This is a genomic window from Deltaproteobacteria bacterium HGW-Deltaproteobacteria-6 (assembly GCA_002840435.1).
In the GTDB taxonomy this organism is placed as follows: domain Bacteria; phylum Desulfobacterota; class Syntrophia; order Syntrophales; family Smithellaceae; genus UBA8904.
The window spans coordinates 200,410-218,050 of the sequence record PHAT01000004.1; the positions used below are offsets into that span (position 1 = coordinate 200,410).

The window sequence follows — 17,641 nt, forward strand, 5'->3', positions numbered from 1 at the left end:
TATCTCCCGCACGGGAACACGAGCGCGGGATACGAGATACGATTCCAGATACGTTTACTCATGGATGAATAATGATGGGCGGGAAGAAGATACCGATGCCCGGAGGAGGCGGTGGTGCATAAACGACCGGCGGCGGCGGATAATATACCCGTTCTCTGTGGCCATAGTAACCATAAGGCCGGTAAACCGGTCTGGCATGCACCTGACGGTTGTATCCTTGTCCTCTGTGCTGGTAACGGCCGTTGTCATGTCTCCCATGAGATTTATCATTCTTGGCAATGGCCGGCGACGTGCCTGTACTGATGATCATGGCTGCCAGCGCAAGCCCCATCATCACTTTGCCTGCCATGGATTTGAAATTCCATTTCCGCGGTGTTTTCATAAAGTCACTCCATTTCTGTTATTTCTTGTTTTGTCTCTTATGTTTTCCATATTTTCCTGTGCGGAATACAATATTGGTAATATTCTTCTGTTGATCCGACAGGCTTTCATAAAATGCCTCAAAGGGCGGGATGAGTTTATTCATTTGAGTCAAATGAGATTGGGTAATCTGGCTGTGGAATTTCATATGCTCGACCGCGTTCATGGGTTCCGTATTTTCAACTCTTTCTTTCCTCATGGCATCCATGTCTTTTGCATTTTCCCTCATCACCTGCGTCAGGTTATTCCACAAAGGCGCCTGGCCTGCGGTGATATTCAACGTGTCCTGAAGCTGTTTGATCTGGGCCTCCGTGTACTCGGCGGCAGAAGTTTTGGCCATAGACTGCGATTTTTTTGTGCCTGAGGCGGCAAAAGAAGTGTTGGCATTGGCTAAAATAAAAGTGGATAGAAACGCCGCCATCACCAAAACGAATGTCATTCTGTAAACAACCGAACAAGTCCTTTTTTTCATATTAGTCTCCTTTAATTGGTTGAGGATCATTTAAACTATTCGCGTCGCGGCCGATCCCCCGCGGCCGCGGACTGCATGGTCCCCGAATGTGCACGGGGTTGTGTCATAGACTTTTTTCCCATCCTCCCTGTCGTCAGGACAGGTCAAACGGTCAAAAGCATGAAGGTGCGGGAGAAACACCGGGATTTCCAGAGCCTGGATGAGACAGCTTTTGCCTTCGCCCGTTTTCCTGTTAAATTTTTTGTTTTCTCCCGCGGCTTTTCCGTGAACAATGTTTTATCATTTTTTGCGAAATCCGTGCCGCCCCCTCCCGGGCATACGCCCGGCCCGAAATGACCGCGCTATTTCCCCCAAACCTTCTTGACCTCGCCCATTTTTTCCTGAGTGCGGCCTGAAATCTTTTCAACGGCGCCTTCCGCTTGAAGTTTAGGATTATCGGTCAGGTCGCCCGCGACTTCCTTAATCTTGCCTTTCATCTGGTGAAACTTGCCTTCCGCCTTATCTCTTGTACTGGATTTCATGTTCTCCTCCTTCAAGGATTCTGATTTGTTTTTTGATCTGTTCAACCTTTCCTGCTTCCCGTAACCAGCAGCACAATACCGCCAATGAGCGCGATAGCCCCCACGATGGGCGGCAGAGGAATCGTCCTGGTTTTTTCGGCTGTCATCTGAATGGGGCCGATATCGACGACTTTCTCCCGAGTCGTGTAGGTGATTCCCTGATAAGCGAATGCCACGATTCCAACGGCAATCAAAGTAATCGCAATGATAATTCTTGGTTTCATCAAACCTCCATTTTGCCGGTTTTAATGTGGCAATCATTTTTAACCGAAGACCTTCATCCCCTTCGGAGTCCCTATTGCGGCGCTGATAGACTGTGTAATAGCAAGGAGTCTGCCAATAGCCGAAAAGGAATCGGAAGCAGGTTTTCATCCTTCAATAACGTGCGGTTGGATAAAGAAGTGTGCGCGGTTCGGAAAGATAGAAGAACTCTTTTGGCCTCAGCATTTGGTGGAGCCGCAATATGTTGAGGGATAAGTTGGGAAGGGAAAGGGACAACAACAGATGCATCATTGTGTTGACGAAACGAGTCGGGACAGGTCTCGAAACCTGTCCCGACAAAACGTCACTCAACAATTTTCCGGGTGCAAAATCCGATGCTTTTATTGCACGATGATTTCAAAAATAACCCGCTCATTCGCCTTTGCCACTTTTGAGTAAATCTCTCTGGGAGCTGATTCATAGGCGGCCGGGTTCACCCCGCCATAGCCGACGGTGACAAGCCTCTCCCATGAAATAATGCCCTCGCTGACAAGGTATTCCTGAACAGCCGTTGCTCGTCGTTCACTTAACTCATAGATATAAGCCTCGGTGCCGGTCACAGAAGTATACCCTGCAATGCGGACTTTAGCTTTAGGGTTATCTTTCAGAAGCAGGATATTCCGCTTCAGGATCGTCTGTGCTTCCGGCGTAAGCGTCGCCTTATTCACGTCAAAATGGATATCTTCAAAAGCAAGAATCACGATTTTCGGCACTGCTGCAGCGGCCAGAATTTCCTGCTCTAATTGCGGTTCTGTCGTTACGAAAACAACCTTTTCCACAACCCGTGGAACGTACCTGATGCTGACTGCCGTCTCTGACGGAGCTTTGGCGATTGGTCCATAACCATAACGTGAAAAGGACCAGTTTATTCCGTCAGGCGACGTCAGTGCCGTGCCATCCGGAGCGATAGCGATAAACAGCTTACGGGCATAAATAATTGCCGCAAGCGAGCTTTGCGAACCGGAATCCATTCTGGACCAGGTCAGTCCGTCAGGCGACGTTACAATCGCGCCGTATGAACCCACGGCCACAAATTGTTTATTGCCATAAGTGACGGCAGAGAGCGTCTCGGTCGTTCCTGAATAACGCTCAGTCCATGTCACCCCGTCATCGGCCGATATCATGATTTTTCCATTTGATCCGACGGCGACAAACTTATTCTGCGCGTACGTAAGGCCCAGCAGGTGGTCGGTATACTGGGCGGGCCTGCGTGTCCAGTTAATACCGTCTGTTGAATTGAAGATGAAGCCCATCTCGCCAATCGTAACAAAATTCTTTTTGCCATAGCTGATATTTTTAAGGGAATAGGGAGTCAATTTCTCCCTTTTGGTCCATGTGGCGCCGTCCGGCGACGTGGTGACAATACCGGCGGAACCGACGGCCACAAAAATCCCGTGCGCATACTTGATGGCCCAGAGATCGCTTTGGACCCCGGACTCCCGGATGGTCCATGTTTTACCATCCTGTGTGCCCTGTACAATCGTGCCGCGCGCGCCCGCTGTCACGAAGGATTGCTTACCGTATGCCATGCCGTAAAGAAACATGTCCGTACCGGAACGTCTCAGCGTCCAGACTTCGCCATCCGGCGAAGTCAGGATCATGCCCTTGCCATATGTGATCGCATACACGGGCCGCGTATCTTCAACGTCCCCTGCCGCGAGCTCCTGAGCCTGCACAAGGCCGGTGCCCGCGAACAGCATATAAAATGCAATAATAAACATTGATACAAAAACCTTTTTCATCTTACCTTCTCCTTTATGGTTGTTCGTTTTCACGGACAGGTTTGGCGTCACCCCGCCGCTTTCTTTGGTCCCGGATGTGGACGACTCGATGGTTATCCGGTTATTGATGATTCTTCACGCCGCTACGTCATTGGCAAATTTGCCCGCCAGATCCTTTTTCACAGCGTTTCCAGTTTACCTGTCATGCTGCTTTCTATCCTGTTTTTCCTCCTGCCCTCTTTCCGGTTTTCCCTTTCGGAAATCAGATTGCTGCCCTCTTTGCTGCTGCGGTTGTGAGTGCTGTTGTCTTACGTCCTGTGGTTCCGGTCTTGACGGTTGAGGCCTGTTTGTCTCCCGCACTTCCGGTCTGGGTTGAGATTGCGGCCGGGGCTGTTGCGACTGGATATCCCGGGGTTGCGGCCGTGATTGCTGCTGTCTGGCCGGTTCGCGTACGTCCGGTTTCGACTGGGGCTGCAACCGGGATGGTTGCGGCCCAATCGCCTTCGGTGACGGTTTTGATTGCACTTGCGGCTTCAAACCCCGGACCCCCCAGGAATTCTGCTTCTCCCAATGTTTGTTTTTTTCCCAGCCTCTCCAGTTTCGTTGAACCTGCTGATGAGGTATGGGTTGGTAGTCCCACTGATGACCTCTCCAGCGATGCGCCCGATAGTCGTTTCTCCATTCCGATGGTATCCAGACATAAAAAGACGGAACACGCCGATAGTATCTCCAACCGGAATTATAATCCCGTGAACGATACCAGCGCCCTTCCCACGGACGCCACCACCAGCCGCTGTAAAAAAAGATATCCACATCTGAATCCGGGACAACATAGACATAGGTCTCGGGCAGCACAACCAACGCAGGCGGTGCGGCAAAGATGACAGGCGGCGGCAGAGCAATGTTAATGTCTACATTGACCCCGGCCATCGCCTGCGCGGGTAATAAAAATGTCAGCGCGATAAGTATTTTTCCTAAAACGAAGTTGCTCATTTTACAGCCTCCATTATCCAGCAATCATTCAGCATCATGCAAACCGGCATGGCCTTGATATTCGTCTTTCATTTCTAATGCCCTTTTCCATCCCTGTCATGCCCTCCGCCGTCCCGGTGATGACCTCCATCTCTTTCATGGCCTCCGCCGCGTCCACCCCGGCCGTCTCTATCCCACCCCACGAAACATCCGCCGATCGACACAAGCAGCATCACTAAAACCATTGCCGACATAATGACTCTCTTCATCGTATCCTCCTTTGACAGGACCTGTTATTGCTTATACAACCGTGCGCGACCATCAGTATATCCATGATGCTTGCCGTTTACATTTGCCGGAGCGTATTGACGTACTCGTGCTCCGGTATCTTCATTTCCTTTTGCATTAAACATGATAACCATCATTCGCTCAATTGTTTGCCCGCGGTGCGCTTCGGTTATTCAGTATAAAAGCAAATAGTCTGCCAACAGCCGAAGCGGCGGCAGCGATTTGAATTCGTCATTTAATAACGGGGGATTAGGTTAACGGGGCAAACAGCCGAAAATTGTGAAAACGTTAAACATCCCTCAGCATTTGGTGGAGCCGCAATATATTGAGGGGGAACAAAAAATGGAAGCGAGAAGTCAGAATCCAGAAGTTAAGAAACGGAATGACGGACAAGTTGCGAATAGAATTTCAAAATCCTGCTGACCTCTTCAATCAAACGGTTGAATCCGGAAACATCCTTCTTTCTTCATCTGTCTTCTGTCTTCTGTATTCTGTATTCTCTATTCTGTCTTTAATTCACTTTTTTAGTCTGCGGCCGGACGATCCTCAGCTTATGCATCCGTGCCCTGAGCGTGCTCGCGTTGAGGCCCAGAATGAGTGCAGCTCCGTCCTTTCCTTCGATGCGCCACTTTGTCTCGGAAAGGATTTTCAGCATTTGGTTGCGCTCCGTCTCTTCCAGGGTTCTTACGGCGGAGGATATTTCAGGGGATGGCATTTCCAGTTTATCCGCCAGATGCAAAACCGGCCCCCGGCACAGGATCACAGCCCGTTCAATGATGCTTTCCAACTCCCGGACGTTGCCGGGCCACGGGTAATCCGAGAGCGCCTTCATCGTCTCCCTGGAGATCGTCGTGATTTGCTTTCCCATATTTCTGGAATACCTGTCGACAAAGGCCTGAACCATCAACGGAATATCTCCCTGCCTAAGCCTGAGCGGCGGGACCGTGATGGGGAAAACATTCAGCCGGTAGTAAAGGTCCTGCCGGAAGCGGCCCTGGCGGACTTCTTCTTCAAGGTTTCGATTGGTCGTCGCTACAATCCTGACGTCGACTTTGATGGTATTGGATGAACCCAGCCGTTCAAACTCGTGATGCTGAATGACCCGCAGGAGTTTGATCTGCAACTCCAGCGGCAGCTCCCCGATTTCATCCAGACAAATAGTGGACCCATTGGCGACTTCAAACCGGCCCATCCGCCTGGTATCCGCCCCGGTAAAGGCGCCTTTTTCGCGGCCGAACAATTCACTCTCTATTAAATTGGCCGGCAGGGCGGCGCAGTTGACCGTGATCAACGGCCTTTCTTTGCGGGGACTCATCTCATGGATGGCTGCGGCGATCAGTTCCTTCCCCGTCCCGGTCTCACCCAGAATGAGGACCGTTGTGTCGGCGGGAGCCACTTGTTCGGCCCGATAAAGAACGTACTTGAGGCCATCACTTTCTCCGATAATGTTATCAAGATGATTTTTCATCTTGTCCACGTAGCGAAAGTAAATATTCTCGGCCTCCAGTTTATCTTTCATCGTCTCGATTTCCGCGAGAGCGGTCTGAAGGTCGCGCGTCCGTTCGCTGACCCGTTGCTCCAGTTCGTCTTTGGCTTTTTGCAGCGCCTGTTCCGCCTGTTTGCGCCCGGTAATTTCCTGCGCGTAGATTCGCGCCACTCTCAGATGAACAGGCACAATAATGCTTTCGATAAACGTCCTGCCGTTTATTTCCATCTCACGGAGCTCGTATCGCCCGTCGTTTCTTTTTTCCATCTCTTTTATTGTTTTGGCCAGGTCGCGCGGAAGCAGGAGGCGGACATCATCGTCGGACATTTTTAACTTTTTTAACATGTTCGTGGTTGCGGCGTTGCAATAAATGACGTGCCCCTCCATATCCGTTTCGATAACCGGATGGGGATTGAGTTCGGGGAAGGAAGCAAGATGCTCAATTTTTACCTCCGCCCTTTTGTGCTCAGTGACATCCATGATGGTGGTGTGGATATTTCCGGCTGTGCCCCCGATATTGTCCCTGGCGATGCTTTGGAGTTGTGCAGGAAATATCGAGCCGTCTTTTCTCTTCAATCGTATTTCACAGGCCGGGACATCCTGTTTTTGAAAAATATCTTCGCAGTGTTTTAAAAAAATATTTCTTTCCGCAGCGGTGGCGATAAAGTCACTGAACGGCTTCTTAATCAGTAATTTTCTTTCGTTCCCCAGCAGTTTCGCGCCCGTCAGATTGACTTCGCGGATCAGCGTCTGCGCATCAAAGGTGAAATAACCGACGGGAGCAAAGTCATAAAGATCGACATAATTGTTGTGCGATAACTCAAGCTCCTCCCGGGTTCGTCGAAGCTCTGCGTTCTGCATCTCCAGTTCGATCTGGTGAACCTCCAGTTCATGGACAAGACGCCGGGCATCTTTCTCAGAACGGGGCGGACGCAATTCCGCATTTTTCATGCGCAACCGCGTTTCCGCCTGACCGCGCAGCTGAATGTCTGCTGTTGATTTGCTTCTGTCTTTGGTGGCACCCATGGCAGCCCCTTTTTAAGGATGTGGCGCAATGGTTGCACGTTGAGGAAGATTTTTCAACCGGGTCAATTCCTTAAAATCTCCCTTCTTTTTGCCCTAATCATTTGATCACATGGAGATCAGAAGACGGAAGGCAGAATATGGGTGGTAAAATGCAGAATGGAAGATGGAGTACACAATGTTTTTATTTTGACTTCTGACTTCTGACTTCTTTTTTTAACTTTTCCATCTCTTCCCGCAGTTCGGCCTCCAGCTTCTTGGCTGCGGTGATATTGGAGAAAGTGATCACCACGCCGCCGATGACATCTTCCATGGTGCGGTAGGGCATGATGCGCACTGAAAACCAGCGGCCGTCCGCCGTAGTGATTTGCTTTTCCGAAAAAACCAGCGTCCTCAGCACCTCGCGGGCTTCTTCCGTCATCGTGGGATAAAGGAGGTCGCTTGTGATATCGGAGAGCGGCCGTCCCACATCGCCCGGAATCAGCTTGAAGAGTTTATCCGCCCCGGTGGTGAAGCGCCGGACGTGGAGGTCGTTGTCCAGAAAGATGGTGATGATTTCCGTGCTGTTGAGCAGATTCCTCATGTCATTGTTCATCCTGGCGAGTTCATCCATTTTGGACTGCTGCTCGGCATTTACTGTTTGCAACTCCTCATTCATGGATTGCATTTCTTCCCGGGAGGTGGTCAGTTCTTCATTGGTGGATTGCAGCTCTTCGTTGGTGGATTGCAACTCCTCGTTGGCGGATTTGAGCTCTTCTTGCGAGGACTGCATTTCTTCTCGGGTTGTCTGAAGTTCTTCGCGCAGCAGCCTCAGTTCCTGCTCCATTTCCAAAAACCTGGCGGGCCCGGCAGGCGTCTTCTTTTCACCGGTCTTCACTTTCTTTTCCGCAGGCACCGCCACATCGTTAAAGACAACCATGACCATTCCCTTAAGCGCCTCCGGCTCTTCGATGGCCGAGACAGTTATATCGACGGTGTAGGGGGCGCTCAATTCACCAACGGTAAGATTACGGACGGTGACCACGCCTTTTTGCCGCAGCGCCTTCTGAAACGCATGGCCGAGTTCAAAACGGAGTCCAGTGCGTGCCATAGCAAAAATGTTCCAGTTGGCCTTGCCGGCGGCTGGCTCCAGGTACTTGCCCGTCCGACCGCTGATATACAGAATATCCCCTTTGTTATTGACCAGTACGGCAGGGGGGGAAAAGCGCTGCAGGAGCAACTGGTCGGCAAATGACTGGAGATTGTTTGGAGGCTTCGACATGTTTAACTCCTTGGGGATACCCGGTAGGATGTGAGCAAAAAAAGCCGGAAACATCGCCGGTTCGACGCTGTGCACCGATTCAATCCTGCGGAAAAGCCGTAACTTGATGTCTAACGGAACGAAAAGATCGGTGAATGCATTGATGGTTTCCGAATTTCCCAGAAACAAAATGCCGCCCGTATTCAGGCTGTAGTGAAAGAGCGGCAGTAGCTTTTTCTGAAGCTCCGGCATCAAATAGATTAAAAGGTTGCGGCAGATCAGGATATCCAGCTTGGTAAAGGGCGGGTCCATGATGACATTCTGCGTGGCGAAGGTCACCATCTCCCGGATCTCCCTGGCGATCCGGTAGCCGCCCTCTTCTTTGACAAAAAACCGCTTCAGTCGCTCGGGCGTCACATCCGCAGCGATGCCCGCCGAATAGAGCCCCTGCCGGGCCTTGTCGATGGTGTCCCGGTCCAGGTCGGTGGCGAAGATATGCAGTTTGAAATCCTGTATGGACTTGACCTGTTCGGCAGCCTCCTTGAAGACCATGGCCAGCGAATAGGCTTCCTCTCCGGTCGAACAGCCGGCCGACCAGGCTCGCAGCGCTTTTCCTGCCGGGTAGTCAGCCAGCAGCGCCGGGATGGCTTTTTGCTGCAGATATTTCCATGCCGCCTCGTCTCGAAAAAAGCTGGTCACGCCAATCAGAAGTTCCTTGAAGAGCAGTTCCACTTCCTGGGAATTCTCCTGCAGATAACGGACGTATGCCGCGATCCGGCCGATCTGGTGAATGCTCATACGCCGTTCGATCCGGCGGTAAACGGTGTTCTTTTTATACATGGAAAAATCGTGGCGGGTCTTATTCCGAAGCAGAATCAGGACTTTTTCCAGGGCGCTTTGGTCTCTCTCTTCCAGAGATGAATCCGTTTTGGCGATGACCAGGGCATGCCTTAAGTAATCGATAATTTTTCCGGGCAAATCCTCCGCCGGGGCGACGATATCGGCAAGGCCGGCCGCAATGGCGCTTCGGGGCATGCTGTCGAACTTGGCCGAGGCAGGGTCCTGCACGAGCGCCAAGCCCGCCTTTTCCTTGATGGCGCGAAGTCCCATCGTGCCGTCCGAGCCCATGCCGGACAGGATAACACCAATACTGTGCATCTGCCGGTCGCAGGCCAGCGAGCGCAAAAAGAAGTCAATCGGGAGGCGCAGACCGCGGGGGATCGAAGGTTCGAACAAATGCAGCACGCCGTGCAAAATGGACATGTCCTTGTTGGGGGGAATAACATAGACTGAGTTCGGCTTGACCCGCATCCGGTCCCTGACCTGAAAAACTTCCATCGAAGTGGCGCGCCCAAGAAGTTCGTGCATGATCCCTTTGTGGGTCGGGTCCAGATGCTGGACGATGACAAAGGCCATACCGCTGTCCTGCGGCACTTTCCGCAGAAACTGTTCGAGAGCCTCCAGGCCCCCGGCGGAGGCTCCGATGCCGACAATCGGAAAAGGGAGGTTTTCCTGTCCGGGAGGGGCGTCTTTCAGCTCACTGGAAATTGTTTTCTTCGCTTTTTTATCCCTCACGGGGGGACTCAAACGAGCGGCAGAAGATACCTTCGCTGACTTTGTCGGGGCCGCGGGAGATTTATCCTGGTTTTGATCGCTGTTCACTGGCTTTGTTTTTTCATTCATTGCGGCATCCATACCATAATTGCCTTAAACAGGCTACTCTCATTCGGTTGTCTCCGGCCTTGCAATTCCGATCTTATGCATCCGTGCCCTGAGCGTACTCGCGTGAAGGCCCAGGATCGCGGCGGCACCGTCGTGGCCCTCAATGCGCCACCCCGTCTCTTCAAGGATCTTCATGATCTGGTTTCTTTCCGTCTCTTCCAGAGTTCTGACGGCGGATGAAATTTGCGGAGATGAAATCTTCAGCTTATCGACCAGCTGCAAAACAGGTCCGGGGCTTAAGATGACGGCCCGCTCAATAATACTTTCCAGCTCGCGAACGTTGCCGGGCCATGGATAATCCTGCAGAATCTTCATCGTTTCCTTGGAGATCGACGTGATCTGCTTGCCCAGTTTTCTGGAAAACCGTTCGATGAATGACTGGACCATCAGCGGGATATCATCTTTGCGCTGCCTGAGGGGCGGCACCGTGATGGGGAAAACGTTAAGCCGGTAGAAAAGGTCCTGCCTGAACCGGCCCCGGCGGACTTCTTCATCAAGATCCCGGTTAGTCGTCGCCACGATCCGCACGTCAATTTTGATCGTCTGGGACGAACCCAGTCGCTCAAACTCGTGATGCTGGATAACCCGGAGCAGCTTGGCCTGCAACTCCAGCGGCAGTTCCCCGATCTCGTCCAAACAAAGGGTGGAACCATTGGCGACCTCGAACCGGCCGATCCGCCGGCTGTCGGCCCCGGTAAAGGCGCCCTTCTCGCGGCCGAACAATTCACTTTCCATGAGGTTGGCCGGAAGCGCCGCACAATTGACCGTAAACAACAGCCGTTCCTTACGGGGACTCATGCTATGGATGGCGGCGGCAATCAACTCTTTTCCCGTACCGGTTTCCCCGAGAATAAGGATCGTTGCATTGGTCGGAGCCACCTGCTCGGCCCGGTAAAGAACATACTTGAGGCCGTCGCTTTGCCCGATAATATTTTCATATTGATGTTTCATTTTGCTCTCGTGACGGAAGTAAATATTCTCGACCTCGAGCTGTTCTTTCATGGCTTGAATTTCGGAGAGAGCCGTCCGCAGTTCGGCCGTCCGTTCAGCAACCTGCGATTCGAGTTTATCATGGGCTTTTTGCAGGGCCTCCTCCTCTACCCGTATCGATTCATTACGCTTTTGCTCCGTCAGATCGGTCACCACCATGCACGTCGCGACTTGCCCGTCGGTATGCCCGAGCGTGCTGATGGATAACAAAACTGGCGTTGCATTGTTGTCTCCGGTCTTTAAGGCCAGTTCCAGCTTGCTGCTTTTCTTTAAGCCCTGCTCAAAAAGGTTTTTGAACAACGGAAGATCGGTTGATGAAAATAATTGATAGATTGAAGATCCCATTATATCGTCGAGAGATCCCCGGACAATGTCCGCAAAACGCCGGTTACAGAAAAGAATCGTGCCGTCGCTGGCCAGAGTGACAGCCCCCTCGTTCATGGCTTCAACCATGAGCCTGTACGGATGATCGGCGCCCGACAGCGTAAAGACGCGGTCACCTTCCGCTGTTTTGACAACCAGACCATCCGCACCACCGCTCAGAATAGCGCGCAGCGTTTCTTCGGCTTCAATCATCCGTGGTGTGATTTCCTGCAAATTGTCCAGAAGCTGCCGGCGGGTTTTGTGTGAATTGTTCATGGATCAGTTCTCATTTCAATAGAAGATAGAATCCGGAATTTTTTTTATTCTGTCTTCTGTCTTCTGTCTCCTGCCCTCTGCCTTCCGCCTCGCGCCTCTTGTCTTCTGACCCCTGTCTCCTGACGCCTGTCATCCGGGTTCTGCCTTCTGTCTTGCGCTCCATACAAGAGGTCGGCCTTCCGGATTGCCGGAAGCGTAAAATAAAATGAGGCCCCTTGGTCCAGCATACTCTCCGCCCACACGCGGCCGCCATGTCTGTGGATGATGCGCGAGACGATGGACAAACCAATGCCTGTCCCCTCAAACTCTTCTTCAGTATGCAAACGCTGGAAAACGCCGAAGAGTTTGTCGGCATAGTGCATATCGAAGCCCGCGCCGTTGTCTTTGACGCAGAAGACAACCATGTTGCCGTCGGGACGGCAGGTCATTTCAATCACAGCCGGCATCCTGTGCCTTGAAAATTTGACGGCGTTCGAAAGAAGATTCGTAATGACATGACTAAGGAGGGAGGGATCAGCTGAGACGGGGAGTAAATTATTTATTTTCATCACGGGTTGCCGACCTTTGGCGTCATTTACTATATCCGGCAAAATCTTCTGGATAAGAACCTGCATGTCGACTTCCGTCATTTTCAATGCCACGCGGCCAATCCGGGAAAAAGCCAGCAGATCATCAATGAGCTGCCCCATTTTTTTCGCATTCGTTCTGATGATCTTTAACCTTTGCAGACCGTCTGCGTCGAGCCGGCCTGCGTATTTCTGTTCCAGCATGCGGGAAAAACCGTCGATTGCCCGCAGCGGAGCCCGGAGGTCGTGTGAGACACTGTAACTGAAGCTTTCCAGCTCCTGGTTGGCGGCCGCCAGTTCGGCGGCTTTCTCTTCCAGCGCCTGCGTAGCCTGGGCATATTCCGTCACATCGATGAATGCACCGATCGCGCCGGTCGGTTCATTTTTTTCATCCTGCAGCGGAACGATGTTTCCGACGAGGTAGCGCACCGCACCGTTGTCGAAGACGAAACTCAAAGAATAATCCAGAAGCGGCTCGCCGGACAAAGCGACTCTTTGCATCGGCATATCTTTTACCTCCAACGGCAAACCGTCTTTGAAGACGCGGCAGTGCCGAAGAAGATCTTCAGGATGAGCGGTTATGGAAAGATCGGTCGGTTCTTCAAGATGCAGAAATTGATAGGCGGTACGATTAGCGCTGATTTCCCGGCAGCGCCGGTCCTGTGTCATCCAGACAATGGCTGGTGTAGCGTCAAGAAGCCCCTGTACCTGCAGGGCATGCATCTGCGCGTGCGCCTCGCTCATCCGAAGCTCATGGGTTCTTTCTACAACCCGAAGCTCCATTTCACAAAGGGACTCTTCCAAAGCCTGCTGTGCATTCTGCAGCTCCGAAACATCGGTCACCAGCAGGCATGTCGAAACTGCGGTTTTACTGTGCAGATCGCTTTTAGAAAGAAAAACCGGCCGGAACGTTCCGTCGGCAACCGCAAGTGAAAAATCCTTTCTGCCGTCCTTTGCCGTCTGCCGGATAAACTCCTCAAACAACGTTTTATCCGCCGGGTTAATGAAACGGTAGATGGAAGTTCCCATTATCTTTTCCAGAGGCGTTATGGTCATATCGGCAAAACGTTGATTACAGAATAAGATTGTGCCTGCTGCATCCAGAATAAGGGCCCCTTCGTTCATGGCTTCGACCATGATCCGGTAAGGATGATCGGCGCCCGACAGCGTAAAGACGCGGTCGCCTTCCGGAGTTTTGACAACCAGACCATCCACCTCGCCACTCAAAATGGCGCGGAGCGTTTCCTCGGATTCCTCCAGCCGACAGGTAAGTGACTGCAGATCGGCTAACAGTTGCTCGCGGGTTTTCTCCTTTTTTTTATTCATTGATCAGCTCTCTCCAGTAGAAGACAGACTACAGAAGATGAAGATTATTTATTCTGCCTTCTGCACCGGCATGCGCCGGTCTCCGCGCTTTGCGCTTCGCTTCTATCTTGTGTCTTCTGCCTTCTTTGTTTTTAAATCAATGCCGACAAGAAACTTTTCCGTATCCGACATGTCGCCAATGAGCTTCCGAAGCGGCAGGGGAAGCTGCTTGATAAGCGTTGGAGTGGCGATAATCTGCTCCCCTGCGGCCAGTTTGGGCTGCTGGTAAATGTCGATCACCTTGAGTTCATAGGCGCCTTTCAGGTATTGTTCACAGAGTGTCCGGACATTGGCGATGGCCCGGGTTGACTTTGGAGTCATCCCCGTAACGTACAGCCGGAGCAAATGCTTTTCTGTTTTCCGCTTCGCTGCTGCCTTTTCGAATTCTTCAGTAGTATTTTTTTTTACTTTTTTACGATCCATGCCAACTCCTTAATGCAGAATTCAGAAGCCAGAATACAGAATCCAGAATTCCGTCTCCGCCTTCTATCTCCTATTGCCCACCTTCTATCTTCTATTCTCTATCTCCTGCCTTCTTTGTTTGCGGAATTCCGAACAACTTGCGAATAGGAGTCCAATAAACTGCTCGCTTCAATCAACTGCCGTATTAACTGTCTCCTAAAAAACTTCATTGAACGATTCCCCTCTTTTACTTGTGCCCTTCAGGGTATAAAGAGGGGGTAGGGGAGATTTTAAGGAATTACATTGCTTGAAAAATCCCGCTTAATCCCCTTTAGAAAAGGGGAAAACTTCTGTCTCCTGCACCGGCATGCGCCGGTCCCCGCGCTTTGCGCTGTGCTTCTATCTTCTGTCTCTTCTCACACCACTCGTATATCCAGCCCCACCAGCACGCGTTCCGTGTTCGCCAGATCGCCGATAATCTTTTTTATCGGTTCAGGAAGCCTCCGGACCAGCGTCGGCAGGGCAATAATCTGGTCGCCTTTGGCCAGTTGGGGATTTTTTATCAGGTCGATCACTTCAATCCGGTATTTTCCCGCAAGGTGCTCGTCGCAGATCATCTTTAAGTTGGCAAAGGCCGTAATCGATTTTTGGGTCTGACCGGCTACATATAACCTTAGATTCCAGATTTCTTCCGTTGCGTCAGTCTTTGCGTTCTTCCTCTTTACTGTTGAAACCGTTTTCATCTCACTTTCCCTTCCTGTTCTTTTTAGAACCAGGCATCCGCTGATTTAAAGCTTTCCCCCTGCGCAGATGCGCCATTCTTAAACGGTCATCTGCCAATATAGCTTGCCTTATTTGCTCTTCCTGGGCCATCAGCTGCACCTCCTGAGTTTCCACATCAAACTCGGCGCGCAGCGCTGCGATCTTTGTTTCCAGGGCATTTCTCTTGCGCTCCTGCTCGCGGAGTCTGCGCTGGGCCTCACGTTGTGCCATAAGCTCATTGGCTTTTTCGGAGGCTTCCTGGACGGCTCGTGCGCTGCCGGTTAATACATCGCCCGCGCCGGTGTAAATGTCGATGAGGTCGATGCCCCGGTCCGTGAGCAGGAACTCCTGAATCTGGTTGGAGTGGGCCATGCCGCGGGACTTCAAAATGTAAAGACCCCGGTTGCGTTCCCCCTTGAGTTCAATATCCCGCAGCAGCAGCCAAGTATCGATCAAAGATGATATCTCCTCGTTGGTGTGCTCCAGGCTGCCTCCAAAATGGGTAAGGTCCGTGAGAAATGTTGTGATCTGTTTGAGTTTCAAATAATCGATCAGGCGGGTTAAAATAGATTTGACTTCGGATGCTGTTCCCGCGGCGCTCAGGTTGCTGATCGGATCGATGATGAATACCCTGGGTTTGAACTCATTAATCACTTTATGAAAAGTAACAAGATGCATTTCCAGGCCGTAAAGCGAAGGCCTCGCGGAATGGAATTTGAGCAGACCCTTCCTGACCCATTGAGCCAGATCAATGCCGATGGAAGCCATGTTCCGGATAATCTGGCTGGGCGATTCCTCAAAGGCGAAATAAAGGCAGCGCTCGCCCCGCCGGCAGGCGGCGTCGGCAAAGGTCGCCGACAAACTTGTTTTGCCGGTGCCCGCCGTACCGGAGGCGAGAATGGTGCTGCCCCGGTAAAACCCTTTCCCGTCAAGCATGGCATCCAGCCTGGGGACGCCCGTGGAAACGCGCCCGGAGGAAACGGCGTAGTCAAGTCCCAGGGATGTGATGGGCAAAATAGAGAAGCCACCCTCGTCAATCAGGAACGGGTACTCGTCGGCGCCGTGGGATGAGCCGCGGTACTTGACAATACGCAGGCGGCGGGTGGAAATCTGCTCGTCGATACGGAAATCCAGCAGGATCACGCAATCGGCCACATATTCTTCAAGCCCGTAACGGGTAAGCATTTTCTCGCCGCTTTCCCCCGTAACAACGGCCGTCACCCCTCGTTCTTTCAACCAGTGAAAAAGGCGGCGAAGCTCCGCCCGGATGATGGCGGCATTGGACAACCCGGAGAAAAGCGCTTCGATGGTATCCAGAACAACCCGTTTGGCTCCGACAGAATCAATGGCACTGCCCAGACGGATGAACAATCCTTCCAGGTCGTACTCGCCTGTTTCCTCTATCTCGCTGCGCTCGATGTAAACGTGATCCGTGGCGATGAGACCGCGTGAAACCATCAAAGGGAGATCAAAGCCCAGAGAGATGAAATTTTTCGCGAGATCCTCGGGGGTCTCTTCAAAGGTCATGAAGACGCCGGGTTCTCCGTAATCCAGGGCGCCCCGCATGAGAAATTCCATGGCGAATAGTGTTTTACCGCACCCCGCGGATCCGCAAATCAGGGTTGGCCTGCCTTTGGGAAGCCCTCCCTTCGTGATCTCATCGAGCCCCTTGATGCCCGTCGGGCATTTTTCAAGAACAACAACATCAGCATGCTTCTTCTTAGCCATGGTTATCTCCCGGAATATTTACACTCATTAAAAAGCGGAACACTTTCCAACAGCGCAAATCAGGTTGAAGTGAATTAATACTTAACAGAATAAAAGACTATGAGGCCGCTTGCTTCGGTGCATTAAATCATCATCGGTAGAGCGGTGGTATGGAAAAATGACGTCATTTCATTTTTTTGCACCAAGCTAAGGTACCAAAAAACTTATTAATTTTCAATAGCTAAAATGCAAACGCCCAAAATACCGGGTCTGGATGACCGGCCGCCCCTGTTTGAAAATTAGATAATCAGCAAACCGGTATACTTAAAGGCTCAAAGGGCGGACTAATATTTATCCAACTGCCATTGATGCAAAGAGGGGGTGTACAAAGGTCTCTTGTTTATAACGATTATAAGTAACTTTGATGAACGATAAAAGCAGGATATTCAATACCGGCGGGGTGGCGGGGACGCCCTTCCATGCCTGAAACCGGGGGCGATTCCGTTCGGGGACGCCCGAATATCAAAAAAGGCAAACTGTTTTTCAGTTTGCCTTTTTTGACCGGAGAAATTATTCCGCCGGGGCTTCTTCTTTCTTTTTGCGGGGCTTCTTGGGAGCTTCCCCTTCGGCCGGTTTCTTTTTGGGTTCTTTTTCCGCCGGCACCGCTTTCTTTTTCGCCTTGGCTTCCTTTTCCGGCGCGGCCTGCTCTTCTTTCGGCGCGGATTTTTCCGCCAGTTTCTTCTCTTTGGCCTGCTTCAATTCCTGGATTTTAACCGTGTTCTTATCAAAAGCGGCAATACGGACATTCGTTTCCCTGATTTGCGATTTCAGATTTTTCACAAGAGGATCACTCTTAGCTTTTTCACTTGCGACCCCAAGTCCTGCCAGCTTCGAGAGCCGCAGCTCCAGTTTCTTTTCCAATATCCGACGTTGCTCGATCCTGACGTCCTTGCTTTTTGATGCCATTTTATCCTCCCCTGAAATATAAAAATAATTTGCCTTTCCGGGAAATAGCAATATTTTCATTGGAAAGCCATAAATATTT

The 17,641-nt window shown here is 51.4% G+C and carries 15 protein-coding genes; all 15 read right to left on the reverse strand.

The features are described 5' to 3' along the window. Positions 1 to 58: 58 nt before the first annotated feature. Positions 59 to 382: a hypothetical protein gene (locus CVU71_09355; GenBank protein ID PKN18980.1), complete on the reverse strand. Its 324-nt coding sequence runs from the start codon at positions 380 to 382 to the stop codon at positions 59 to 61. Between the two features lie 18 nt (positions 383 to 400). Continuing rightward, complete coding sequence (locus tag CVU71_09360; protein PKN18981.1) at positions 401 to 922, reverse strand: hypothetical protein; 522 nt, start codon at positions 920 to 922, stop codon at positions 401 to 403. A 311-nt stretch (positions 923 to 1,233) separates the two neighbouring features. After that, complete coding sequence (locus CVU71_09365) at positions 1,234 to 1,413, reverse strand: CsbD family protein (protein PKN18982.1); 180 nt, start codon at positions 1,411 to 1,413, stop codon at positions 1,234 to 1,236. 41 nt (positions 1,414 to 1,454) lie between these two features. Continuing rightward, positions 1,455 to 1,676, reverse strand: coding sequence for a DUF3185 domain-containing protein (locus CVU71_09370; GenBank protein ID PKN18983.1), 222 nt, complete (start codon positions 1,674 to 1,676; stop codon positions 1,455 to 1,457). A gap of 378 nt (positions 1,677 to 2,054) precedes the next feature. Continuing rightward, positions 2,055 to 3,455, reverse strand: a complete 1,401-nt coding sequence (locus CVU71_09375) for a hypothetical protein (GenBank protein ID PKN18984.1) — start codon at positions 3,453 to 3,455, stop codon at positions 2,055 to 2,057. A gap of 174 nt (positions 3,456 to 3,629) precedes the next feature. Next, positions 3,630 to 4,427 (reverse strand): hypothetical protein, encoded by a 798-nt coding sequence (locus CVU71_09380; protein PKN18985.1) that lies wholly within the window; start codon positions 4,425 to 4,427, stop codon positions 3,630 to 3,632. A gap of 74 nt (positions 4,428 to 4,501) precedes the next feature. Beyond that, positions 4,502 to 4,675: a hypothetical protein gene (locus tag CVU71_09385; protein ID PKN18986.1), complete on the reverse strand. Its 174-nt coding sequence runs from the start codon at positions 4,673 to 4,675 to the stop codon at positions 4,502 to 4,504. Between the two features lie 530 nt (positions 4,676 to 5,205). Beyond that, on the reverse strand, positions 5,206 to 6,660 hold the full coding sequence (locus tag CVU71_09390) for a Fis family transcriptional regulator (protein ID PKN19162.1): 1,455 nt from the start codon (positions 6,658 to 6,660) through the stop codon (positions 5,206 to 5,208). A 727-nt stretch (positions 6,661 to 7,387) separates the two neighbouring features. Next, complete coding sequence (locus CVU71_09395) at positions 7,388 to 10,126, reverse strand: chemotaxis protein CheB (GenBank protein PKN19163.1); 2,739 nt, start codon at positions 10,124 to 10,126, stop codon at positions 7,388 to 7,390. Between the two features lie 39 nt (positions 10,127 to 10,165). Next, complete coding sequence (locus CVU71_09400; protein PKN19164.1) at positions 10,166 to 11,608, reverse strand: Fis family transcriptional regulator; 1,443 nt, start codon at positions 11,606 to 11,608, stop codon at positions 10,166 to 10,168. A 230-nt stretch (positions 11,609 to 11,838) separates the two neighbouring features. Continuing rightward, positions 11,839 to 13,686, reverse strand: a complete 1,848-nt coding sequence (locus CVU71_09405; GenBank protein ID PKN18987.1) for a hypothetical protein — start codon at positions 13,684 to 13,686, stop codon at positions 11,839 to 11,841. A gap of 102 nt (positions 13,687 to 13,788) precedes the next feature. Continuing rightward, complete coding sequence (locus CVU71_09410) at positions 13,789 to 14,148, reverse strand: thiol-disulfide isomerase (GenBank protein PKN18988.1); 360 nt, start codon at positions 14,146 to 14,148, stop codon at positions 13,789 to 13,791. Between the two features lie 395 nt (positions 14,149 to 14,543). After that, positions 14,544 to 14,870, reverse strand: a complete 327-nt coding sequence (locus CVU71_09415; GenBank protein PKN18989.1) for a circadian clock protein KaiB — start codon at positions 14,868 to 14,870, stop codon at positions 14,544 to 14,546. A 1-nt stretch (position 14,871) separates the two neighbouring features. Beyond that, positions 14,872 to 16,617, reverse strand: coding sequence for a KaiC 1 (locus tag CVU71_09420; protein PKN18990.1), 1,746 nt, complete (start codon positions 16,615 to 16,617; stop codon positions 14,872 to 14,874). A 549-nt stretch (positions 16,618 to 17,166) separates the two neighbouring features. Then, positions 17,167 to 17,622 carry a hypothetical protein gene (locus tag CVU71_09425; GenBank protein PKN18991.1) on the reverse strand — a complete coding sequence of 152 codons (456 nt, stop codon included), beginning with the start codon at positions 17,620 to 17,622 and terminating at the stop codon, positions 17,167 to 17,169. Positions 17,623 to 17,641: the final 19 nt, after the last annotated feature.